The organism is Pseudoxanthomonas sp. 22568, assembly GCF_052044485.1.
GTDB lineage: Bacteria > Pseudomonadota > Gammaproteobacteria > Xanthomonadales > Xanthomonadaceae > Pseudoxanthomonas_A > Pseudoxanthomonas_A beigongshangi.
The window spans coordinates 232,604-253,985 of the sequence record NZ_JBQENC010000006.1 but is presented as its reverse complement, the minus strand read 5'-3'; the positions used below and the strand labels follow the sequence as shown (position 1 = coordinate 253,985).

General features: G+C 65.8%; 19 protein-coding genes. 12 read left to right on the top strand and 7 right to left on the bottom strand.

The features are described 5' to 3' along the window. Window positions 1–2: 2 nt before the first annotated feature. Entirely contained in the window at window positions 3–455 is a 453-nt protein-coding gene (ruvX, locus tag ACTJI2_RS10210) for a Holliday junction resolvase RuvX (protein ID WP_141453772.1), read from the bottom strand. An 85-nt stretch (window positions 456–540) separates the two neighbouring features. Next, window positions 541–1,104, bottom strand: coding sequence for a YqgE/AlgH family protein (locus ACTJI2_RS10205; RefSeq protein WP_183643775.1), 564 nt, complete (start codon window positions 1,102–1,104; stop codon window positions 541–543). Between the two features lie 37 nt (window positions 1,105–1,141). Between ACTJI2_RS10205 and ACTJI2_RS10200 the strand changes: the two genes are divergently transcribed. From ACTJI2_RS10200 to ACTJI2_RS10190, 3 genes are all read left to right on the top strand, one after another. Next, window positions 1,142–1,681: a DNA-3-methyladenine glycosylase I gene (locus ACTJI2_RS10200; protein WP_318288643.1), complete on the top strand. Its 540-nt coding sequence runs from the start codon at window positions 1,142–1,144 to the stop codon at window positions 1,679–1,681. A gap of 175 nt (window positions 1,682–1,856) precedes the next feature. Next, entirely contained in the window at window positions 1,857–2,402 is a 546-nt protein-coding gene (locus ACTJI2_RS10195) for a heme NO-binding domain-containing protein (RefSeq protein ID WP_318288642.1), read from the top strand. A 15-nt stretch (window positions 2,403–2,417) separates the two neighbouring features. Continuing rightward, window positions 2,418–4,412, top strand: a complete 1,995-nt coding sequence (locus ACTJI2_RS10190) for a putative bifunctional diguanylate cyclase/phosphodiesterase (RefSeq protein WP_440842036.1) — start codon at window positions 2,418–2,420, stop codon at window positions 4,410–4,412. A 731-nt stretch (window positions 4,413–5,143) separates the two neighbouring features. On the opposite strand, the gene ACTJI2_RS10185 is transcribed toward ACTJI2_RS10190, so the two are convergent. The 4 genes from ACTJI2_RS10185 to ACTJI2_RS10170 form a co-directional block, all read right to left on the bottom strand. Then, a complete protein-coding gene (locus tag ACTJI2_RS10185) occupies window positions 5,144–5,974 on the bottom strand; it encodes an NAD-dependent protein deacetylase (protein ID WP_440842034.1) in 831 nt (276 codons plus the stop codon). Between the two features lie 115 nt (window positions 5,975–6,089). Next, entirely contained in the window at window positions 6,090–6,671 is a 582-nt protein-coding gene (locus ACTJI2_RS10180) for a hypothetical protein (protein ID WP_440842033.1), read from the bottom strand. Window positions 6,672–6,689: 18 nt separating this feature from the next. Then, window positions 6,690–7,820 (bottom strand): PilT/PilU family type 4a pilus ATPase, encoded by a 1,131-nt coding sequence (locus tag ACTJI2_RS10175; protein ID WP_183643797.1) that lies wholly within the window; start codon window positions 7,818–7,820, stop codon window positions 6,690–6,692. A 129-nt stretch (window positions 7,821–7,949) separates the two neighbouring features. Then, a complete protein-coding gene (locus tag ACTJI2_RS10170) occupies window positions 7,950–8,987 on the bottom strand; it encodes a type IV pilus twitching motility protein PilT (protein ID WP_141453781.1) in 1,038 nt (345 codons plus the stop codon). 96 nt (window positions 8,988–9,083) lie between these two features. Between ACTJI2_RS10170 and ACTJI2_RS10165 the strand changes: the two genes are divergently transcribed. The 8 genes from ACTJI2_RS10165 (at window position 9,084) to ACTJI2_RS10130 (ending at window position 18,718) form a co-directional block, all read left to right on the top strand. Then, window positions 9,084–9,761 carry a YggS family pyridoxal phosphate-dependent enzyme gene (locus ACTJI2_RS10165; RefSeq protein ID WP_318288638.1) on the top strand — a complete coding sequence of 226 codons (678 nt, stop codon included), beginning with the start codon at window positions 9,084–9,086 and terminating at the stop codon, window positions 9,759–9,761. 864 nt (window positions 9,762–10,625) lie between these two features. Next, window positions 10,626–11,651, top strand: a complete 1,026-nt coding sequence (locus ACTJI2_RS10160; protein ID WP_440842031.1) for a fimbrial protein — start codon at window positions 10,626–10,628, stop codon at window positions 11,649–11,651. 212 nt (window positions 11,652–11,863) lie between these two features. Then, window positions 11,864–12,487 carry a fimbrial protein gene (locus ACTJI2_RS10155; RefSeq protein ID WP_183643806.1) on the top strand — a complete coding sequence of 208 codons (624 nt, stop codon included), beginning with the start codon at window positions 11,864–11,866 and terminating at the stop codon, window positions 12,485–12,487. Window positions 12,488–12,557: 70 nt separating this feature from the next. Beyond that, window positions 12,558–13,277 carry a fimbrial biogenesis chaperone gene (locus ACTJI2_RS10150; RefSeq protein WP_183643809.1) on the top strand — a complete coding sequence of 240 codons (720 nt, stop codon included), beginning with the start codon at window positions 12,558–12,560 and terminating at the stop codon, window positions 13,275–13,277. A 109-nt stretch (window positions 13,278–13,386) separates the two neighbouring features. After that, complete coding sequence (locus tag ACTJI2_RS10145; RefSeq protein ID WP_440842030.1) at window positions 13,387–15,909, top strand: fimbria/pilus outer membrane usher protein; 2,523 nt, start codon at window positions 13,387–13,389, stop codon at window positions 15,907–15,909. 28 nt (window positions 15,910–15,937) lie between these two features. Further along, window positions 15,938–16,927 (top strand): fimbrial protein, encoded by a 990-nt coding sequence (locus ACTJI2_RS10140; protein ID WP_440842028.1) that lies wholly within the window; start codon window positions 15,938–15,940, stop codon window positions 16,925–16,927. Continuing rightward, the gene (locus ACTJI2_RS10135) at window positions 16,920–17,693 is read left to right on the top strand and encodes a fimbrial biogenesis chaperone (RefSeq protein ID WP_218533635.1); all 774 of its coding nucleotides are present in this window, start codon (window positions 16,920–16,922) and stop codon (window positions 17,691–17,693) included. Before ACTJI2_RS10140 ends, ACTJI2_RS10135 begins: the two co-directional genes overlap by 8 nt. After that, window positions 17,690–18,718 (top strand): fimbrial protein, encoded by a 1,029-nt coding sequence (locus ACTJI2_RS10130; protein WP_318288632.1) that lies wholly within the window; start codon window positions 17,690–17,692, stop codon window positions 18,716–18,718. Before ACTJI2_RS10135 ends, ACTJI2_RS10130 begins: the two co-directional genes overlap by 4 nt. Window positions 18,719–19,580: 862 nt before the next feature. Here ACTJI2_RS10130 and ACTJI2_RS10125 read toward each other — a convergent pair. Next, on the bottom strand, window positions 19,581–20,009 hold the full coding sequence (locus ACTJI2_RS10125; protein WP_440842026.1) for a PepSY domain-containing protein: 429 nt from the start codon (window positions 20,007–20,009) through the stop codon (window positions 19,581–19,583). A 538-nt stretch (window positions 20,010–20,547) separates the two neighbouring features. Between ACTJI2_RS10125 and ACTJI2_RS10120 the strand changes: the two genes are divergently transcribed. Beyond that, a complete protein-coding gene (locus ACTJI2_RS10120; protein WP_218533637.1) occupies window positions 20,548–21,204 on the top strand; it encodes an OmpW/AlkL family protein in 657 nt (218 codons plus the stop codon). The last annotated feature ends 178 nt before the right edge of the window (window positions 21,205–21,382 follow it).

Below are 21,382 nucleotides of genomic sequence, written 5' to 3'. Positions count from 1 at the left end.
GCTCAAAGGGTCACCTGCGTGGCGTCCTGCGGCGCCGCCAGCCAGCGCTCGATGATCACCGCCGCGGCCACCGCGTCCAGCGCCGCCGCGTCGCGCTTGCGCTTGCGGCCTTCGGCGCGATCCAGCGCGAACCGCTGCGCGGCTTCGACCGAACTGGCGCGTTCGTCCACCAGCACCACCGGCAGCTTGTAGCGCGCATGCAGTTCGCGCGCGAACGCCTGCGCGCGCTTGCGGTTGGGCTGGTCGCCGCCTTCCAGGGTCATCGGATCGCCGACCACCAGGCCGTCCGGCCGCCATTCCGCATGCAGGCGATCCAGCGCCGGCCAGTCCGGTCCGTGCGCGTGCACGTCCACCACCGCCAAAGCGCGCGCGCCGCTGCCGAAGGCGCTGCCCACGGCCACGCCGATGCGTCGCGCACCGACGTCGAACCCCAACACCGTGCCATCCAACTTCATGGCCGACTCCGGGAACGCCGGCCGGACTCCGGCGGCGGGCAGGCTTGCCTTCCGGGAGCGGCGTGGCGGTTCCGGCGACAGGGTTTCATGCGTGCCCGCTGTAGTCTGTGAGCCTGGTCATGTCTACACCGATCAGGCCGCCAGCGGCCTGCCAGCGCCGTTCCAGTGGCATCCCGAACAGCACGCCCGCATCGGCCGGCGCGGTCAGCCAGGCGTTCTCGCCCAGTTCGAATTCCAGTTGTCCTGCGCCCCAGCCTGCGCAGCCCAGGGTGACGATGGCGTGTTCCGGCCCGTTGCCGGCGGCCATCGCCTCCAGGATGTCGCGCGAAGTGGTCAGGTACAGGCCATCGGCGACGGTCAGGGTGGAATCCCACGCCCGCGCATCATCGTGCAGCACGAATCCGCGCTCGGGATGGACCGGGCCGCCGTTGAGCACGATCTGCTCGCGCAGGCCCTCGTCCGGCGTGTCCAGTTGCATCTGCTGCAGGACTTCGCCCAGGGTGTACTCGGAGGGACGATTGACCATCACTCCCATCGCCCCCTCCCCGTCGTGCTGGCAGATCAGGGTCACGCTGCGGGCGAAATTGGGGTCATCCAAGGCCGGCGAGGCGATCAGCAGCTGGTTGGCGAGGAAGGGTTCGGCGGACATGGGCGCCATTTTAGCCCGACCGCGCTACCCTGACCGCATGAGCGGATACTGCGACATCGCCCCGGGCCATCCGGTCCACGGCCCCTATCACGACCACGAATACGGCTTTCCCCAGCGGGAAGAGGCGGTCCTGTTCGAGCGCCTGCTGCTGGAAATCAACCAGGCCGGGCTCAGCTGGGAAACCATCCTGCGCAAGCGCGAGGGGTTCCGGCGTGCCTACCACGGCTTCGACGTGGATACCGTGGCCGCCTATGGAGATGCGGACCGGACCCGGCTGCTGGCCGACCCGGGCATCATCCGCAACCGCCTGAAGGTGGACGCGGCGATCCACAACGCCGGGGTCATCCAGGCGTTGCGCGGATCCCATGGCGGCTTCGCCGCCTGGCTGGACACCCACCACCCGCTCGGCAAGCCCGAATGGATCAAGCTGTTCAAGCGGACCTTCCGCTTCACCGGCGGCGAGATCACCGGCGAGTTCCTGATGAGCCTGGGTTACCTGCGCGGCGCGCATCGCGACAGCTGCCCGGCCCATGCGCGCATCACCGCGTTGTCCCCGCCCTGGCAGGCAGCGGGCTGATCCGGACGCCGGAAGCATGCGTCCGGCGCTCCGTTGAAAACTGGTAAGCGCTGCTTACCACCCTGGGTTCAATCTTCCCCGCCCGCGTCCGATATCGGAAGGGCGCGTCGCGCATTGGTTGATGCAGCGGTTGCGGGCATACTCCGGCCATCATGGCCACTCGGGGGAGACAGGCATGAAGGGAGTCGTGTTCACCGAGTTCATGGAGATGATGGACAGCCGCTTCGGTCCCGAACTGACCGAACGCGTGCTGGAAGCCGCGCATCTGCCCAGCGGTGGCATCTACACCGCCGTCGGCACCTACGATCACACCGAACTGCTGGCCCTGGTCGAGCAACTCAGCCTTGCGGTCGGATTGCCCGCAACCACGCTCGTGCGCGAATTCGGCCACTACCTGTTCGGGCGTTTCGTGAAGAGCTATCCGCGCTTCTTCCAGGACGTGCACTCCGCGTTCGATTTCATCGAACAGGTGGACAACCACGTGCACGTCGAAGTGCTGAAACTCTATCCCGGCGCCGAGTTGCCAAGCTTCCGCAGCGAACGCCCCGATGATCGCCGGATGCTGTTCGACTACCGCTCCAGCCGCCCGCTGGCGGATCTGGCCGAAGGCCTGATCGCCGGATGCGTGGATCACTACGGCGAACGCGTGCGCATCGAACGCATGCCGCTGGCCGCCGACGGCGGCACTGCGGTCCGCTTCCAGCTGACCCGGATGGACTGATCCCGGACGCCCCACATGGACGAACTGCAACTGCTCAGACGGAGACTGGAGCGCGAAAAACAGGCACGTCGCGCGGCTGAACTGTTCATCGAGGAAAAGAGCCTGGAGCTGTACATCGAGCAGCAGAAGCGCGAGCAGGCATTCCAGGCCCTGCAGGCGCAGACCGTCGCCACCAACACGCTCAACCGGCAACTGCAGGAAGAAATCAGCCGCCGCATCCAGGCCGAAACGCTGGAGAGCTTCCTCGAACGGATCGTGCAGGATCATCCACTGCACAACATCCTGGTCGAACTCACCCGCATGGTCGAGGCGCAGACGCCCGGCGGCCGCTGCTTCATCGCCGTGCACGCCGACGGCGAACTCTTCCACGCCGAGCGCGAATCCTCGGAAGGACGCGATCCAATCATCCAGGCGCCGCTGCACTGGCTGCCCGGCGGCGCCCACGAACAGCGCCACATCCAGTGGGTCGAGGACGTCCGCCGGCATCCGGTCTGGCGCCGCCATTGCGACAGCGGCCAGCTCGACGGACTGGGCAGCGCGTGGACGGTGCCGCTGACCACCGCGCATGGCGAACACATCGGCGAATTCGCCCTGCATCCGCCGGACGGACGCGCGCCCAGCGAGTCGGAGCTGGAATGGATGATGATGATCAGCGGCCTGGCCGCGCTGGCGATCGGCCATCGGCAACTGGCCGACAACCTCAACCACCAGGCCCACCACGACGCCCTGACCGATCTGCCCAACCGCTTCCTGTTCCGCGACCGGCTGAACCAGGCCATCGCGCACGCGCGTCGCGAGGATCACCGGGTCGGCGTGCTGTTCCTGGATCTGGACGGCTTCAAGCACATCAACGACACCCTCGGCCACCAGCAGGGCGACAACGTGCTGATGGCGACCACCCGCCGCATCCGCCGCCTGCTGCGCGAAACCGATACCCTGGCGCGCATGGGTGGCGACGAGTTCACCCTCATCCTGCCGGGCATGAAGAGCGTCGCCGACGCCACCCGCATGGCGGAGCGCTGCCTGGAATCGCTGCGCCGGCCCATCCCGATGGACGGGCACGAGTTGTACGTCACCGGCAGTATCGGGATTGCCCTGTTTCCCGACGACGCCCGCGATGCCGAACAATTGCAGCGCAACGCGGACGCGGCGATGTACCGCGCCAAGGCGCGCGGCAAGAACTGCTTCGAGTTCTTCACGCCCGCCCTGACCGCCGGCAGCCGCGAGCTGCTCGACCTGCGCGCGGATCTGCACCACGCGCTGGAAGAGGGCCAGTTGTCGCTGCACTACCAGCCCCAGTACCGCGCCGACGGCGTGCTGCTCGGCTTCGAAGCGCTGATGCGCTGGCACCATCCGCGCCATGGCGCCATCCCGCCCAGCCGCTTCATTCCCATCGCCGAGGAATCCGGGCTGATCCTGGCCATCGGCCAATGGGCGCTGGAACACGCCTGCCGGCAGATGGCGCAATGGCAGGCCAGCGGCGTCGCCCACCTGCTGATGGCGGTCAACCTGTCGGCGGTGCAGTTGCAGCAGGAAGACTGGACCCGCACCGTCGCCCGCATCCTGGACGCCACCGGCCTGCCGGCCGCATCGCTGGAACTGGAACTGACCGAGAGCCTGGTGATGCAGGACGTCCAGTCCACCGCCCGCCACCTGCGCGAACTCCGCGAACTGGGCGTACGCGTGGCCATCGACGACTTCGGCACCGGCTATTCGTCGTTGAACTACCTGCGCCAGCTGCTGGTGGACACGCTGAAGATCGATCGCTCCTTCATCAGCGAGATCGAGGCCTCCGCCGATACCGGACTGCACTATCCGATCATCCGCAGCATCATCGAACTCGGCCACAGCCTCGGCCTGTCCCTGATCGCCGAAGGCGTGGAAACCGAACACCAGGCCAGCATCCTGCGCGCACTCGGCTGCGACGGCCTGCAAGGCCACCTGTTCGCCCCGCCCATGACCGCCAGCGACTGCGAAACCCTGCTCCGCCAGCTCCGCGCCCTTCCGTAGAGCGGTCCAACCGCGCACAGGCCCCCAACATCCCATCGCACGTGATTTCCCTTCCCCCGCTTGCGGGGGAAGGTGCCGAAGGCGGATGGGGGCAAATCCGTCCGCACATGGCGACCCCACATCAGGCGCCGCACCCCGACGTTCCTTCTTGCGGGCAGATGACACCTAAAGCGCCCTCTTCCGGCGCTTCGCGCCACCTTCTCCCGCAAGCGGGAGAAGAGTTTCACCCTGCACGGCCAGCAGCCCCGCCACGCAGTCCACATCGAACACCAACAACTCCCTTCCCCCGCAACGCGGGGAAGGTGCCGAAGGCGGATGGGGGCAAATCCGTCCGCACATGGCGACCCCACATCAGGCGCCGCACCCCGACGTTCCCTCATGCGGGCAGATGACGCCTAAAGCGCCCTCTTCCGGCGCTTCGCGCCACCTTCTCCCGCAGGCGGGAGAAGAGTTTCACCCTGCGCGATCTCGGCTGCGACAGCCTGCAAGGCCACCTGTTTGCCCCGCCCATGACCGCCAGCGACTGCGAAACCCTGCTCCGCCAACTGCGCGCACTCCGTAAGGAGGGCCTAGGCCACTATCGCGATCGATCCCAACAAGTCCCTTCCCCCGCCCGCGGGGGAAGGTGCCGAAGGCGGATGGGGGCAACACCGACAAAGCACAAAGCGCCCTCTTCCGGCGCCGCGTGCCACCTTCTCCCGCAAGCGGGAGAAGAGTTTCACCGCCACACCCTATACGGCCGGCAACACCGCCACGCAATCAGCATCCAGCTTCAGATCGGCCAGCGCATCCGCTCGGGTCTGCCCACGATTGAGCAAGGCAATCGGCTTGCCCGCCTCATGCGCGATGCGGGCGAAACGGAAGCCCGAATAGACCATCAGCGAAGACCCCACCACCAGCAACGCCTCCGATGCGTCCAGCGCCGCCAACGCCTGCTCATAACGCTCACGCGGCACGTTCTCGCCGAAGAACACCACGTCCGGCTTCAGCATGCCGCCGCAGGCATCACACGGCGGCACCCGGAACCGGCTGAAATCCAGCCCCTCCAGATCCGCATCGCCATCCGGCGCGGTCGCCGCCTCCAGTCCATGCCAATCCGGATTCGCGTCATGCAGGCGTTCCTGCAACGTCGCCCGCGCGGACAGCGTCCTGCATTGCAGGCAGATCACTTGATCGATGCGCCCGTGCAGATCGATCACCTCGCGACTACCCGCACGCTCGTGCAGGCCATCGACGTTCTGGGTCAGCAACTGCGACAACCGCCCGCCCTGCCACGCCGCCAGCGTCCGGTGCGCCGCATTCGGCTGCGACTGCGCCATCCGCGGCCAGCCCACGAAACTGCGCGCCCAGTAGCGCGCATTGGTCAACGGGTCCCCGGTGAACGCCTGATACGTCACCGGCGGCGTGCGCTTCCACTGGCCGTCGGCATCGCGATAGTCGGGAATCCCGGAGGCTGTGCTGCAACCGGCTCCAGTCAATACGAACACACGGTCGAACGGAAGCAACCATTCACGCAGGCGTTCGGCGGCATCGATGTGCGGGGTGGTCAGGGCGATCGACATGTCATCATCATACGGCGGGCCAGGCACGCGAGCTGTCTTTGAACCACGCGCCGCCCCGCCGTCATGAATCTCCGGCCCCCGGCAATCATTGCGAAGGTACTGCGTCCTGCTTCCGCTAAGCCGCTGGCACAAGGGTCGACAAAAAATAGATCAGCAAACCCAGCAACAGGATCGCCCAGCACGCGCCACCGACGACGATCCCCAGCCAATTCCAGGCATTGAAGCCGTCTTCGTCCCGATACACATTGGCGTCGATGAACTGGTTGTAGCGACGTGCCCTCGCGTTCATCGGCAATAGCGGCAGCACCGATAGCGGAGACAGCAGCCACAGGGGGCCGGGCAACAGCACGGAGAGCGCCAGCACCACATAGGTGATGGCCAGCAGTCCCGCCGGAGCCCTTTTTTCCCGCGTGCCATCGGCGGCGATTCGGTTGATCGCCCGGAAACAGGCGTACGCATAGAAGAGGGCGAAGATCGAACGCCAGGCAGGATTGAATTGCCTGCGATCATGCTGCCTGACCGCGCGCCAGGCGCGGTAGAACCACCAGACGGCGTACCAGCCCAGGGTAAACACCATCATCACCACCAGCTTCAACGTGGGTGGTGCGAGGAAAAATGGCTTGGCGCGCGTGGCCGGCCGCTCTTCGATTGCCCCCTCGGGTGCCCGATAGGGGCTGCTTTCCAGGCCGGTATCCATTCCGTCAGGTCACGCGCCTCAGCGCACTTCCGCCACTTCCACCCCATCCAGTCCCTGCGCCAGGGTGCGGGCGTCGCCGCCCTGGGAGAGTTTGATGCGCAGGCGGACTTCGTTCTGGGAGTCGGCGTAGCGCAGGGCGTCCTCGTAGGAGATTTCGCCGGCCTGGTACAGCTCGAACAGGCTCTGGTCGAAGGTCTTCATGCCGAGGTTGGTGGATTCCTTCATCAGTTCCTTCAGCTTGTGGATCTCGCCGTCGCGGATGTAGTCCTGGACCAGCGGGGTGCCGAGCAGGATTTCCATCGCCACGCGGCGGCCCTTGCCGTCCGGCGTGGGAATCAGCTGCTGCGCGACCACGCCCTTGAGATTGAGCGAGAGATCCATCAGCAGCTGGGTGCGGCGGTCTTCCGGGAAGAAGTTGATGATGCGGTCCATCGCCTGGTTGGCGTTGTTGGCATGCAGGGTGCACAGCACCAGGTGGCCGGTTTCGGCGAAGGCGATGGCGTGGTCCATGCCCTCGCGGGTACGCACCTCGCCGATCATGATCACGTCCGGCGCCTGGCGCAGGGTGTTCTTCAGCGCGGCATCCCAACTGTCGGTGTCGATGCCGACCTCACGCTGGGTGATGATGCAGCCCTCGTGCTTGTGCACGAATTCGATCGGATCCTCGATGGTGATGATGTGGCCGGTCGAGTTCTGGTTGCGGTAGCCGATCATCGCCGCCAGCGAGGTCGATTTACCGGTGCCGGTGGCGCCGACGAAGATGATGATGCCGCGCTTGGTCATCGCCAGCGTCTTGATCACCGGCGGCAGGTTCAACTCCTCCACCGTCGGGATGCGGGTCTCGATGCGGCGCAGGACCATGCCGACCTGGTTGCGCTGGTAGAAGCAGCTCACGCGGAAGCGGCCGACGCCGGCCACGCCGATGGCGAAGTTGCACTCGTGGGTCTTTTCGAATTCCTCGCGCTGGGCCGGCGTCATCACGTTCAGCACCAGGTCGCGCGACTGCTGCGGCGTCAGCGGCGTCTGGGTGATCGGCGAAATCTTGCCGTGGACCTTGATCGACGGCGGCATGCCGGCGGTGATGAACAGGTCCGACGCCTTCTGGTGCGCCATCAGCTTGAGGAAGGAGGTGAAGTCGATGCTGCTCATGGGATGCTCCTTCGGAGCCGGGAATGGGGAATCGTAAATCGGGAATCGTCAAAAGCCGGTGGTCTGGAAACGGGATCGGGAACTGCCTTGGCTTTCACGATTCCCGATTCTCCATTCCCGATTCCCGGCTTACTCGAACAACCGCTTGTCCTTCGCGTATTCCTTCGCCTGCTGGCGGGTGACCAGGCTGCGCTTGACCAGATCCTGCAGGTGCTGGTCGAGGGTCATCATGCCGTACTGCTGGCCGGTCTGGATGGACGAATACATCTGCGCCACCTTGTCCTCGCGGATCAGGTTGCGGATGGCGGGGGTGCCGACCATGATTTCCCAGGCGGCGGTGCGTCCGCCGCCGACCTTCTTCAGCAGCGCCTGGCTGATCACCGCGCGCAGCGATTCGGACAGCATCGAGCGGACCATCGGCTTCTCGCCGGCCGGGAACACGTCGATGATGCGATCGACGGTCTTGGCCGCCGAACTGGTGTGCAGGGTGGCGAACACCAGGTGGCCGGTCTCGGCGGCGGTCAGCGCCAGCCGGATGGTTTCCAGGTCGCGCAATTCGCCCACCAGGATGTAATCCGGGTCCTCGCGCAGCGCCGAGCGCAGCGCCTCGTTGAAGCCGTGGGTGTCGCGGTGCACTTCGCGCTGGTTGATCAGGCACTTCTGCGAGGTATGCACGAACTCGATGGGGTCTTCCACCGTCAGGATGTGCGCGTACTCGTTCTTGTTGATGTGGTCGATCATCGCCGCCAGCGTGGTCGACTTGCCCGAACCGGTCGGGCCGGTCACCAGGATCAGGCCCTGCGGCTGGGCGATCAGGTCGCGGAACAGCGGCGGGCAGCCCAGGTCTTCCAGGGTCAGCACGTCGGAGGGAATGGTACGGAACACGGCGCCGGCGCCGCGGTTCTGGTTGAACGCGTTGACGCGGAAGCGGGCCAGGCTGGGAATCTCGAACGAGAAGTCCACTTCCAGGAATTCTTCGTAATCGCGCCGCTGCTTGTCCGACATGATGTCGTAGACCAGCGCGTGGACCTGCTTGTGGTCCAGGGCCGGGATGTTGATGCGGCGGACGTCGCCGTCGACGCGGATCATCGGCGGCAGGCCTGCCGACAGATGCAGGTCCGATGCCTTGTTCTTGACCGAAAACGCCAACAGCTCGGCGATATCCATAGGTTTGCCTTCCCCCGAAATAGTGCTGCAAAACTGGAACGATGCTGCCCCTGAAGGCAGTATAGCGCTCTCCAATGACCTTCCAACCGCCCCCGGATGACGCTCGCCGACACCCTTCGCGACACCCTGCAACGTATTGAAAACGCTGCGGATGCCGCCCATCGGCCAGCCCCCCGCCTGCTGGCCGTGTCCAAGACCCAGCCGGGCGCGGCGGTGGCCGCGCTGGCCGCCGCCGGACAGCGGTCGTTTGGTGAGAATTATGTGCAGGAAGCGGCCGCCAAGGTCCGTGATCTGGTCGAGCTTTCGCTGGATTGGCACCTGATCGGGCACCTGCAATCCAACAAGGCCGAGCTCGCCGCGCAGTTGTTCGACTGGGTGGAAACGGTGGATCGGCCCAAGCTGGTGGCCGCGCTCGCCCGCCATCGCCCGACCGACCGACCGCCCTTGAACGTGCTCATCCAGGTCAACATCGACGACGAAGCCAGCAAGCACGGCTGCGCGCCCGCCGAGGTGCCCGCGCTCGCCGCCGCCATCGCCGCCGAACCTCGGCTGGCCCTGCGCGGACTGATGTGTATCCCCACTCCGCACGCAGATCCGGAACGACGCCGTCCGGCCTTCGTGCGCATGAAGGCGCTGTACGACGCGCTGGCGATGGCGCATCCCGGCGTGGACACGCTGTCGATGGGCATGAGCGACGACTACCCGATCGCCATCGCCGAAGGCGCCACCCAGATCCGCATCGGTACCGCGCTGTTCGGGCGCCGGCCGGATTGATGCTTCAAGCCGGATACACAGTCTCTAGAACTCCCCGTGGTCATGCCCCTCCCCCGCTTGCGGGGGAGGCTGGGTGGGGGCCGCATCCGAAGCACGTAGCACATCCGCACAGAACAACCGCGAGGACGACTCACTCGCCCGCTCGCCCCCATCCGCCCTTCGGGCACCTTCCCCCGCAAGCGGGGGAAGGACGCATGCGGAGAAGAACTCATTCCCTCCCCCGCAACATGAAACAGCTCCTCCCCCGCCTGCGGGGGAGGCTGGGTGGGGGCCGCATCCGAAGCCCGTAGCACATCCGCACAGAACAACCGCGAATACAACTCACTCGCCCGCTTGCCCCCATCCGCCCTTCGGGCACCTTCCCCCGCACGTGGGGGAAGGACGCATGCGAAGAAGAACTCATTCCCTACTCCACAACATGAAACTGCCCCTCCCCCGCCTGCGGGGGAGGCTGGGTGGGGGCCGCATCCGAAGCACGTAACGCATCCACACACGAACAACAACGAGCGCAACTCACTCTTCCGCTCGCCCCCATCCGCCCTTCGGGCACCTTCCCCCGCACGCGGGGGAAGGACGCATGCGGAGAAGAACTCATTCCCACCCCGCAACATGGAACTACCCCTCCCCCGCTTGCGGGGGAGGCCGGGTGGGGGCCGGCTCCGGAGCACGCAGCCATTTCCCGCCTCGGCCCGACGAATGAACCCATGCCCCACACCAAGCCGACAATCAACTCACTTTAGGATTCTTCCTATATCGGGCCGCACGGTGCCCAACAAGAATTCCTGCGCTCCGTCCCGACACCACACAAGCGGCATACGCGTCATCGCGTCGGCGGACGGCATTCCTCCGAACCAGGAACCGCGCGTGAAATTCCCGAACATCCCGCTCCGGACATGTCGCGCATGGCCACTGCTGTTGATGTTCGGCGCGCCCGCATTGGCCGAAGCCAGCTGCAGTCCGTGGGGCGCACTGGAGAACCTGAGCCAGACCATCCCTTCGCCGCCCACTACCCCCATCAACCTCAAACTCGTCCCCATCGGCCAGGTGATGGCGAGCAAGGAACTCCTGCTCCAAGGGGGCCAGCGCATCTACACCTGCCGCCGCGGCACCGTCTACGGCATGACGGTGGCGAACATGACGCTCCCGGAAAGCGGCCAACCCAAGGTCTATCAAACCCCGGTCGAAGGCGTCGGGGTCCGTATCGGCTTCCGCGAAATCTACGCGAACGGTTGGCAGGACACCCGTTATCCCCCCTTCCAGGCCAGCGATCTGGGCGGAGGCGAAGTACTCAGCAGCCCGTACTACGCCGTTGTCGAATTCATCCGCACCGACGCCTACGTGGGCAAGGGCAGCGTGGTCTTCAGCTATCGCGCCGATCTCCCGATTCCCTCCCGACCGGAAACGCTGATCGACATCGCCGGCACCCACCTCCGCTTCAACCTCACCCACGATACCTACTACACCCGCTGCATGCCGGTCGTGTCGCCACTGGAAGTGCCGATGGGACGGATCAGCACGCTCGATCTCACCCGCAACGCCGCACCCGCGCGCTCCTTCACTCTCGACATCGACTGCGAAGGCGCCCATCCCGCCACGCCACCGCCGGTGCGCATCCATTTCCAGGGCGATTCGCCGCGCGACGGCTGGTTGAACCTGGATCACGCCGGCCGCGCGGACATCGCCAGCGGCGTGGGCATCGCGCTGAAGGACGAGGACGGCAATCCACTGCCGTTCTCGCCCGAGCGGGCGTTGCCATTGAAGTGGCAGGACGGCACGCGCCAGCGCCAGCGATATCGCCTGTCCGCGGCCGCGCGCTACGCCAGCGAGGGCGGCACGCCCCGTGCGGGACGCGCCGACGCCAGCCTCACCTACGTGCTGGATTACAACTGAGGCCTCGACGCAGCGATTCCCCATCGTTCCGCAACCGATCGCGGCAACCCACGCCGCAGCGCGCGCATTGCACGCAACGAGGCTCATATAGGTGAACGCTTGTACAGCACACCTAAACGAAAGCGCATCACTTTAGGAACTTTCCTATGGGATGGATACGGCACCGAATCGAGAATTTGCACTCCTTTCCACCAACCAAACGGAGTTTTGCAATGTCCAAATCCCTCCTGGGCCTGTCGGTCCTCATCCTGGCCGGCGCCACCGGTTCGGCCATGGCCGCTGACGGTGCCATCAAGTTCACCGGCGAGATCATCGCGTCGTCCTGCACCATGAAGCCGGGCAACGGCGGTACGCCGGAAGCCGCGGGCAAGATCCTGGCCATCGACCTCGGCAAGGTCGGCGCCGACTCGCTGTCCGTAGGCGGCGGCCAGGGCAATATCGGCGCGGCGAAGAACATCGACATCCAGCTCGACTGCGGCGGTGTTCCCAATGGCCTCAAGAACGTCCACCTGAGCTTCAAGCCCAGCGACGGCGTCGGCGCTGAAACCGGCACCGGCGTGGTCGGGAATGATAGGCGGCTGCTGGCAGTCACCGGTGGTGCCACCGGCGTCGGTATCGGCGTGTTCGACAGCGCCAACGAGCTGCTGAACCTGGGCGATCCGCTGACCCAGATCAGCGGTGCCCTGGACGTCCAGAACATCGGCACCGTGGAAGAACCGAAGTACAAGGGCACCGCCAACCTGGCGCTGCGCGCGGCCTACGTCAAGGTCGGTGCGGATCCGGTGGTTCCCGGTGTCGCCAATGGCTACCTGCCGTTCCAGCTGAGCTACGACTGAGTCGCTCTTTAGCTGTTCCGGGGGGCGGTGTTCCGCCCCCCTTTTTTCCCCACGTTTCCACGGGACCGCCATGAACCTCACGCCATGTATCCGCGTCGCATTGGCCGGCGCCCTGTTGCTGTGCGCCAGCCTGGCCCAGGCCAGCATCCAGTTGGGCGCCACCCGCGTCGTGCTTGCCGCGCCGGCCCACGAAGTCACCGTGCCGGTCAACAACAAGATTGCCCAGGACACCATGATCCAGTCCTGGATCGAAGGCGAGGACGATGCCGCCGGGCAGGACGTCCCCTTCGCCGTCACCCCGGCGCTGAGCCGGCTGGGTGGCAACCAGCAGCAGACGCTGCGCATCTTCTATCAGGGCCAGGGCCTGCCGACCGACAAGGAATCGGTGTTCTGGCTGTCCGTGCAGGAAATCCCGCAGAAGGCCAAGGGCGAGAACGTCCTGCAGATCGCCGTGCGCCAGCGCATCAAGGTGTTCTATCGCCCCGCCGGCCTGGAAGGCAAGCCGGAAGACGCCGCCAAGGCGCTGCGCTGGCAGTGGAGCACGCAGGACGGCAAGCCCGCGCTGCGCGTCAGCAATGCCTCGTCCTACCACGTGTCGGTGACGAGCGCCGCGCTGAAGGACGGTGATCGCCGGCACGCGCTCGAAACCCGGATGGTCGCGCCCGGCGCGACGGTCGTGTTCCCGCTGAAGGACGGCGCCGCGCGCCCGGCCGCCAACGCCACCGTGTCCTTCCAGTACGTCAACGACTACGGCGGCGTCGACCAGCTCGATGCCACGCCCTCGCGCTGACACCCCCAGGCCTTGATGCCGGAGATCCGCACCACCGTCGTCCACTGATTTTCCCCCGAGAGAACGCTGCGCCATCCCACGGCGGATGCGCCCAAGCAAGGAACACCGCATGCCCGCTCTGCCCGCCCACCATCGACTGAGCCTCGCCCTGCGCCACGCCCTGTACTGCGTGGCGTTCGTGGGCCTGTCTTCCGTTTCGGCCATCGCCGCCGAAGCGGGCGACGACGACGCCAGCTTCGAATTCAACGAGATGTTCCTCAGCACGCGCGGCGGCGGCGGCAGCGTGGACCTGCGCTACTTCGAGAAGGGCAGCGCGGTCGCGCCGGGCACCTACAGCGTCGACGTCTATCTCAACCTCAGCCTGGTCCGCCGCCACGACATCGTGTTCGCGCCGGACGCCAAGGGCCGGGTCGCGCCGGTCCTGCCCTATGGCCTGCTCAGGCAACTGGGCGTGGATGTGGCCAAGCTGCAACAGGAAGGCCTGCTCGACCCGGCGGAAGACGATGCGCCAGTCGATCTCTCGCGCATCCCCGCCGCGCGCGCCGAATTCGACGTCAACAACCTGGCGCTGATGGTCAGCGTGCCGCAGGTCTACGTGCCGCGGCGCTCGCGCTCCTACGTGGATCCCTCGCTGTGGGACAACGGCGTCACCGCGTTCTTCAGCAACTACCAGGCCAACTTCAACAGCAACCACGACCGCCGCAGCGGCAAGGATCGTCACTACGGTTACCTGAGCCTGCGCAGCGGCCTGAACGTCGCCGGCTGGCGCCTGCGCAACGACGCCTCGCTGAGCACCGGCTCCAACCAGCCCAGCCGCTTCCGCAGCCACCGCACCTGGCTGGAACGCGACGTGCGCCGCTGGAACGCCAAGCTGTCCCTGGGCGAGCTGTACACCTCCGGCGAAGTGCTGGACAGCGTGCGCTTGCGCGGCGTGCAGCTGTCCACCGACCTGGGCATGTGGGCCAACGACCAGCAGGGTTACGCGCCGGTCGTGCGCGGCATCGCCGAAACCAACGCCACCGTGGAAATCCGCCAGAACGGCGTGGTGATCCATTCCATGCCGGTGCCGGCCGGCGCGTTCGAAATCGAGGATCTGCCTTCCAGCGGTTCCAACGGCGATCTGCACGTCCGCATCCTCGAAGCCGATGGCCGGGTCCGCGAGTTCACCCAGTCCTTCGCCGCCCTGCCGGTGATGATCCGTCCCGGCCGCCTGCGCTACAGCCTGAGCGCGGGCGAATACCGGGGTGGTCCGCAGGAAGACACGCCCACCGTGGCGCAGGGCTCGCTAGTCTACGGCCTGAGCAACAACTTCACCGGTTTCGGCGCCGCGCTGGCGGCGCAGGACTATCACGCCGTCAGCCTGGGCATGGGCCTGAACTCGCGCCTGGGCGGGCTGTCGCTGGACACGACCCACAGCCGGTCGCGCGCGCCCTCCGGCCGCACCGAGCAGGGCCAGAGCACCCGCCTGCTGTACGCCAAGACCCTCACCGGCACCGGCACCACCTTCACCATGGCCGGGTACCGCTACTCCACCGAGGGCTATCGCACCTTCGGCCAGCACATGGCCGACCGCCGCAACACGTCGAACTCGATCCACTACAGCCCGCAGAAGAGCCGGGTGGATCTGACCGTCAACCAGCTGCTGCCGCGCAGCCAGTCGCTGTACCTGACCCTGGGCGAGACCAGCTACTGGAACCTGCCCGGCAGCACCCGCACCTGGCGCTTCGGTTACGCCGGCAGCATCGGCAAGCTCAACTACAACCTGGCCATGTCGCGGGATCGCGACCCGCACCGCGAGCGCGACGACACCCAGGTCAACGCCAGCTTCAGCCTGCCGCTGGGCATGGGCAGCCGCGCGCATCGCATGAGCGCCAGCGCCAGTTCCACCCGTCACGGCGCCGACCGCGTGCAGGCCGGCCTGAGCGGTTATCTCGACGCCAACCGCAACGCCAGCTATTCACTCCAGGCCAGCCATGCCGAGGGTTATGGCAGCAGCGGCAGCGCCAACGTCAACTGGGCCACGCCGCTGGCGCAACTGGGCGGCACCTACCAGCAGGGACCGGACAGCCGCCACGTCGATCTGAGCGCCTCCGGCTCCGTGGTGATCCATCGCGGTGGCATCACCCTGGGCCAGCCGGTCGGCGAAACCTTCGGCCTGCTGGAAGTGCCGCGCACGGCCGGCGTCGGCCTGACCAACTGGAACAACGTGCGCACCAATCGCCGCGGCTACGCGGTGGTGCCCTACCTGCAGCCCTATCGCATGAACTGGGTGGAGGTGGACACCCGCAAGCTGGGCCTGGACACCGAACTGCTGGGCAACGCGCCGCAACTGGTGCCGACCCGTGGCGCCATCGCGCGCGCCAGCTACCAGGCCGAAACCGGACGCCGCGTGCAGTTCGTCCTGCGCCGCGAGGACGGCACGGTGCCGTTCGGCGCGATGGTGTACGGCGCGCAGGACAAGGTGCTGGGCATGATCGACAACCAGTCGCGCGTGCTGGTGTTCGGCGTGGAAGACCAGGGCCGGCTGGACGTGCGCTGGGGCGATGGCGCCTGCGTGGCCGACTACACGCTGCCGGCCGCGCAGGCCGGACTGGCCTACGACCGGGTCACCCTGGTCTGCCGTCCGCAGTAATCGCGGCCCGTCCCGTTCCGCACGCATCATGAAGCGCATCCCGTCCCTGCTCGTCCGCATCGCGTTCCCGGCGCTGCTGCTCGTCGCCGGCGGTGCGCAGGCCGCCTGCGTCTTCAATGACTTCTCCGAGACCACTCTCGACATGGCGGGAACGCGCGATGTCATCCCGGACGCCGCGCGCCCGGTGGGCGGCATGATGTACTGGTACAGCCGCTACTTCAACAATGTGCGCACGATCATATGTGATGTCGACACGCGCATCAGCCTCGTCGCCGACGACAGCCAGATGGTCAAGGCCCGGGGCCACGGTCGCTATGAAACCGGTGTCGAAGGCGTGGAGCTGGAAATCGGATTCGGATACAGCACCGGCAGCACGGTTGACATGAACACCGGTTGGCAGGGCGTGGTCAAGAAGGGCGTCAACACCCCTGTTCCCCGCAAGATTGTCACCCGGTTCATGCGCAGTGGCAGCCGTGTCGCGCGCAGCGGCAGCATGACCTTCCACTATGCGGCCCGCCTGATGGCCGGCAACCAGACCTTGTTGACGTTCCGCCTTCCCGGCGCGGCCTTCAACTTCACCAACAACGTGATGCTGACGAGTTGCTACGCCGAGAACCCGGACATCCCGGTCGCGATGGGTACGGTGCCCTTCGAAACCGTTCGCCGCAACCTGGCCACGCCCCGCGACTACGCCATCGATATCCGCTGTTCCGGTACCAACGGTGCGGCGACGCCGGTCAAGACCTTCTTCGAGGGCAACGTCACCGCCGACGGCATCCTCAAGCTGGCGGACACGCCCGCATCCGCCTCCGGCTTCGGCATCGCGGTGACCGATGCCGAAGGCAACCCCGTTCCGTTTCACGATCGGCCGCGATCCCTGCCGTCTGTCTGGCAGGACAGAATCGGCGTCGAAGACCGCTATCGCTTCCAGGGCAAGGCGCGCTATGTGCCCCTCGCCGGCCCGCTGAAGGCAGGCAGCGCCGACGCGGTGATGAGTTTCGTCCTTGACTATGACTAACCCCCTCGCCCGGACCGTCCTCCGTCTGCTGGCGCTGCTGGTGCTGGCACTTGCCGCGCTGGCCCCGGCTGCACGCGCGGAGCTTTACTTCGACGGCAAGAACCGCTTCATCATGGAGGGCACGCGCATGCGCCTGCCCATCACCAACCAGGCCGTCCATCCAGCGCTGCTGCATCTCTCGCTGGACTGGGGCGACGAGGAGTCGCAGGCACCCTTGCCGCTCGCGCTGTCACGGCCGCTGCTGAAACTGCTGGCCGGCCAGCAGGCGCACGTGGACGTGTTCTACCAGGGTGAGGGCCTGCCGACGGATCGCGAGTCCTATCTGCTGCTCCGCATCCTGGACGTGCCGCAGGCGCCACACGCCGACAACACCATGCAACTGGCGCTGCGGCATCACTTCAAGCTGTTCTACCGCCCGCCCCTGCCGACCACGCGGGAGCAGGCCTGGGCATCGCTGTCCTGGGAGCGATCCGGCGACGGCGACACGCCGGTGTTGCTGGCGCGCAATCCCTCGCCCTACTACCTGACCCTCGGTCATCTGGAAATCCTCGATGCCAGCGGGCAGCCCTGCGGCGATCCACGCGAGCATCTGATGATCGCCCCCTATTCCAGCCAGTCGCTGCCCGCGCCCGGCTGCCACGCGGCGCAACTGCGCTACCAACTGATCAGCGACGCCGGCAACCCGCACGCGCGCGTGTTCACCCTGTCCACCTCCGGCCACGATGCAACGGCATCCCGGCCGGCCCTTCCGGAGAAACAACCATGAGGATCCTGATTCGATTGTTGGCGCTGGGCGCGCTGCTCGTGCTGTCGCAGAAAAGCCATGCGCTGACGTGCACGATGGACGGTACCTATTTGGCAGACTACTACCTGGAAACAACCGTCGCGATCTCCAACACCATGCCCAAAGGGACCGTCGTCTGGCGATCACCCAACCGGATTGGGACGCTGAAGTGCTGGCAGGAGCGGCCGGCCGGCGCCGAATTGGTCTATCTTTATGCGAGTCCGGAAAGCAACCTCGCCCTCGGGGAGGATATCGAGATTGGCATCAACATCGACGGTAAGGACTACACATACTCCAACCTGACCCAGGTCAAGAATGGCATAAAGAGGGAGCCAACCAAGCTCAAGCTCGATGGGTGCCGCAGCTTCGCCGGTTGCGAGGACCAGGCGAAAATAATGACCGTGTCCTACAATTTCTTCTTCTCCAAGCGTTCTCCTGCCAACACGGGACAAGCCAAGGAAGGGCCGGTCAGCAGCCATTCGAAATTTGCCGTATTCCAACTGGACGGCGAAGGTGGATTGAACCCAACCATTGGCTCGAATTACAGGCAGTACGTGCACAATCTTAAATATCTGCGCTACATCGCCTGCAGTTCGACCATTGCGCTGTCCCAATCCACCATCAACTTCGGCAGCCTGAGCAATGTCAACGCCCAGCGAGATCAGATTGCCCGGCAAAAGCCCTTCAGCATCACCGCCAACAAGAACTGCGACAGCGCCTACGGCTTGGCAGCGCTCTTGAAGCCGCTCACGGACGCCAAATTGGATGCACAGCGAGAACACGTACTGGTTCCCGAGGACAACAAATCGGTTGGCATCACCCTGCACGACATGGACAACAACGAGCGCGTGGTTCCGTTCAACCAGGAATTCGAACTGGTGCCACACAGCCAGGACAGGACAGTGACGCGGCACTTCGCCGCCCGCGCCGTCTGGCTGACGGACAAGGCCAATACAACGCTCGGAAAATTCAACGCCGGCGCGACCATCGATATCTATTACAAGTAGCGTCATTCCGCGCCGCACCCCAATCCGCCCGGCGCCGTAGAGCGGAGCTCGCTCCGCTGCCTGAACGACCACGGATAGCCCGTCATCCCGGCGAAAGCCGGGATCTCTTTGATTTTTTTTGATTGGACGGGGGCGCGTGACGCGGTTCGGTTTGCGCGCGGAGCGAAGAGCAAGAGGGGTCCCCGCACTCGCTGGGACGACGGACATTCGCGGCCTTCAGCGCTAAGCCAATTCCCCCGTAGAGCGGAGCTTGCTCCGCTGCCCTCCGCGACCGAACATCCCGTCATCCCGTCATCCCGTCATCGCGGCGAAGCCGGGCTCCTTTGGCTTTTGATTGGCCGGGTGTTCGGCACGCGTTGGCCAGCGCACGAGCGAAGAGCAAGAGGGACCCCAGCTTTCGCAGGGACGACGGGCGTCGCGGTCTTTCGCCACGTGAGCCCCGACGTAGAGCGGAGCTTGCTCCGCTGCCCTTCGCGACCACGAACATCCCGTCATCGCGGCGAAGCCGGGCTCCTTTGGCTTTTGATTGGCCGGGTGTTCCGCACGCGTTGGCCAGCGCACTGCGCAAAGAGCAAGAGGGCCCCCAGCTTTCGCTGGGACGACGGGCGTCGCGGTCTTTCGCTACGTGAGCCCCGACGTAGAGCGGAGCTTGCTCCGCTGCCCTTCGCGATGCAAAGAGCAAGAGGGTCCCAGCTTTCTCTGGGATCACGGTTTGCCGGGTGTAGTACCGCGCCCGCGCGAACTTCCGGGGTTCCACCCCTGGAGCAAGTTACTTCTGTCCGGAAGTTCGCGTGGGCGGGGTTCTGGGTGGACGGTGGAGCGGAGCGAGCTCCGCTCTACGCGGGTGCAGGTGTGGGTTCGATCAGTCGTCGAACTTGCTGTTGAGGATGCGGCCGTCGTAGCCGCTGACCTTCAGGTCCACGCGGCGTCCCTGCGGATCGGTGGCCTCCACCTCCCAGACGCCGGCATCACGATCGATATCGGTGAAGGCGCGATAGCCCTGCCCTTCCAGCTTCGCCAGCAGATCGCGCATGGACAACACCTTGCGACTGCCGCGCAAATCGAAGATCTCGCCGGTGGCCGGATCCACGGAGACCTCATCCCACAAGCCATAGGGACGGCGGATTTCGGCTTCCCACAGGCCGTCGTCGTATTCGAGATCGCGGACTTCGCCGTAGCCGGCCTGCTGGAGCAGCGTGATGACCTGCTGCGGCCCGACCGGTTCGGCCGCCTGGACGGTCGTCAGGCAGGCGCCGAACAGCCCGAGCGCGACGCACAAGGCCATCTTCATCGGAGCACGCGGGGTGAGGGATGGTGGATTTCTCCGGTGCGCGATTGTCGCGTTGCTGAAAATACCTTCGTTGTTAGAACGCATGTGCACGCCATCCTCTTGAAGCAAAAAACGGGCGAACAGCTTGGAGAACCGACGCGGCGCTGTCCCTCGGAACCGTCCGAAAAGTGGGGAGTCCGTGTCCGAAGAGCCAACAGCGAAAACAGGGCGCGGTGTTCGCCGGGACAAAGAACACCGCTCTTTCCAACGTAGAGCGGAGCTCGCTCCGCTGCCCTCGCCTCACTGCCTTTCCCAGCTACGGATACTCCGTAATCCCGCCGAAAGCCGGAGTCCCCCTGGCTCCTGGCATCCCGCCGAAAACACGCCGTTACCCACAGGTCCGTTTCGGAATCCTCCGATTCCTGCCACCCCGGCGCTTGCCGAGAATGCCCGGGCCTTTTCCCTTGCAGGAAGGCAGCACGCAGCGCGCATTCGACGCGTGTTTTCCATCCGGTCGCCTGCATCGCCGGATGCTTCCCTTCCCTTCAGAGAGTATTTGATGAAAGTTCGTATCTTGGCGGCCGCCGTCGCCGCGATGAGCCTGGCCGGTGCCGCGCAGGCCAAGGACGCGGCCCACAGCCGCTTTGCCGTCACCGCCGGCTTTGCCTCCCAGCACCTGGGCGGCGACAAGCCGCTGAATGTCACCCTGACCGATGCCCCCGCCGGCGGGCAGGTCGAGAACGACCGCAGCGACGAAGGCGCCACGCTGGGTTTCAGCTGGTTCATCAACCGCAACATCGCCATCGAGCTGTGGGGCGCTTCGCGCTTCGACGCCAGCACCGAAATCGACATGGAGAACGCGCCGGACATCGGCGTGAGCAAGTACCGCACCCGCCCGCTGGCGCTGACCGCGCAGTACCACTTCACCCAGCTGGGTGACCGTTTCAAGCCGTACGTCGGCCTGGGCGTGCATCGCACCAAAGTGGACGGCGAGTGGATCAACCCGGCGCTGGATGGTGCGCATGATTTCCGCATCGACGACGGCACCGGCCTGGCCGCGACCGTGGGCCTGGACGTGAACCTGCCGAAGAACTGGTTCGTCCGCGGCGACGTCCGCTACCTGCGCTGGAACAGCGACGTGCGCCTGGACAACCTGCGCTCGGACGTGGACATGCATTCGCTGGTTTATGGCGTGAGTGCGGGTTTGCGGTTCTGAGGCGGGCCAGTCAGAAATAGGTTCACTTTCCCCCCTTTACTAAATGGGGGATTGAGGGGGATTTGTTCTTTGCGCCAAGAGCAAATCCCCCGTCCTCCGCTGCGCGGAGGCCCGCCCCCTTTTTTAAAGGGGGCTTTTTTTGGTTTCCGTGCAGGTGGGGGCGATGGCTTTTCCTCCC

Bases quoted from the DNA above. Each gene is read 5' to 3' on its own strand.
- ACTJI2_RS10190 (WP_440842036.1), top strand. From the start codon at position 2,418: ATGGACGAACTGCAACTGCTCAGACGGAGACTGGAGCGCGAAAAACAG.
- ACTJI2_RS10135 (WP_218533635.1), top strand. From the start codon at position 16,920: ATGACTAACCCCCTCGCCCGGACCGTCCTCCGTCTGCTGGCGCTGCTG.
- ACTJI2_RS10150 (WP_183643809.1), top strand. From the start codon at position 12,558: ATGAACCTCACGCCATGTATCCGCGTCGCATTGGCCGGCGCCCTGTTG.
- ACTJI2_RS10120 (WP_218533637.1), top strand. From the start codon at position 20,548: ATGAAAGTTCGTATCTTGGCGGCCGCCGTCGCCGCGATGAGCCTGGCC.
- ACTJI2_RS10165 (WP_318288638.1), top strand. From the start codon at position 9,084: ATGACGCTCGCCGACACCCTTCGCGACACCCTGCAACGTATTGAAAAC.
- ruvX (WP_141453772.1), bottom strand. From the start codon at position 455: ATGAAGTTGGATGGCACGGTGTTGGGGTTCGACGTCGGTGCGCGACGC.
- ACTJI2_RS10145 (WP_440842030.1), top strand. From the start codon at position 13,387: ATGCCCGCTCTGCCCGCCCACCATCGACTGAGCCTCGCCCTGCGCCAC.
- ACTJI2_RS10170 (WP_141453781.1), bottom strand. From the start codon at position 8,987: ATGGATATCGCCGAGCTGTTGGCGTTTTCGGTCAAGAACAAGGCATCG.
- ACTJI2_RS10195 (WP_318288642.1), top strand. From the start codon at position 1,857: ATGAAGGGAGTCGTGTTCACCGAGTTCATGGAGATGATGGACAGCCGC.
- ACTJI2_RS10175 (WP_183643797.1), bottom strand. From the start codon at position 7,820: ATGAGCAGCATCGACTTCACCTCCTTCCTCAAGCTGATGGCGCACCAG.
- ACTJI2_RS10200 (WP_318288643.1), top strand. From the start codon at position 1,142: ATGAGCGGATACTGCGACATCGCCCCGGGCCATCCGGTCCACGGCCCC.
- ACTJI2_RS10185 (WP_440842034.1), bottom strand. From the start codon at position 5,974: ATGTCGATCGCCCTGACCACCCCGCACATCGATGCCGCCGAACGCCTG.
- ACTJI2_RS10155 (WP_183643806.1), top strand. From the start codon at position 11,864: ATGTCCAAATCCCTCCTGGGCCTGTCGGTCCTCATCCTGGCCGGCGCC.
- ACTJI2_RS10180 (WP_440842033.1), bottom strand. From the start codon at position 6,671: ATGGATACCGGCCTGGAAAGCAGCCCCTATCGGGCACCCGAGGGGGCA.
- ACTJI2_RS10140 (WP_440842028.1), top strand. From the start codon at position 15,938: ATGAAGCGCATCCCGTCCCTGCTCGTCCGCATCGCGTTCCCGGCGCTG.
- ACTJI2_RS10125 (WP_440842026.1), bottom strand. From the start codon at position 20,009: ATGAAGATGGCCTTGTGCGTCGCGCTCGGGCTGTTCGGCGCCTGCCTG.
- ACTJI2_RS10205 (WP_183643775.1), bottom strand. From the start codon at position 1,104: ATGTCCGCCGAACCCTTCCTCGCCAACCAGCTGCTGATCGCCTCGCCG.
- ACTJI2_RS10130 (WP_318288632.1), top strand. From the start codon at position 17,690: ATGAGGATCCTGATTCGATTGTTGGCGCTGGGCGCGCTGCTCGTGCTG.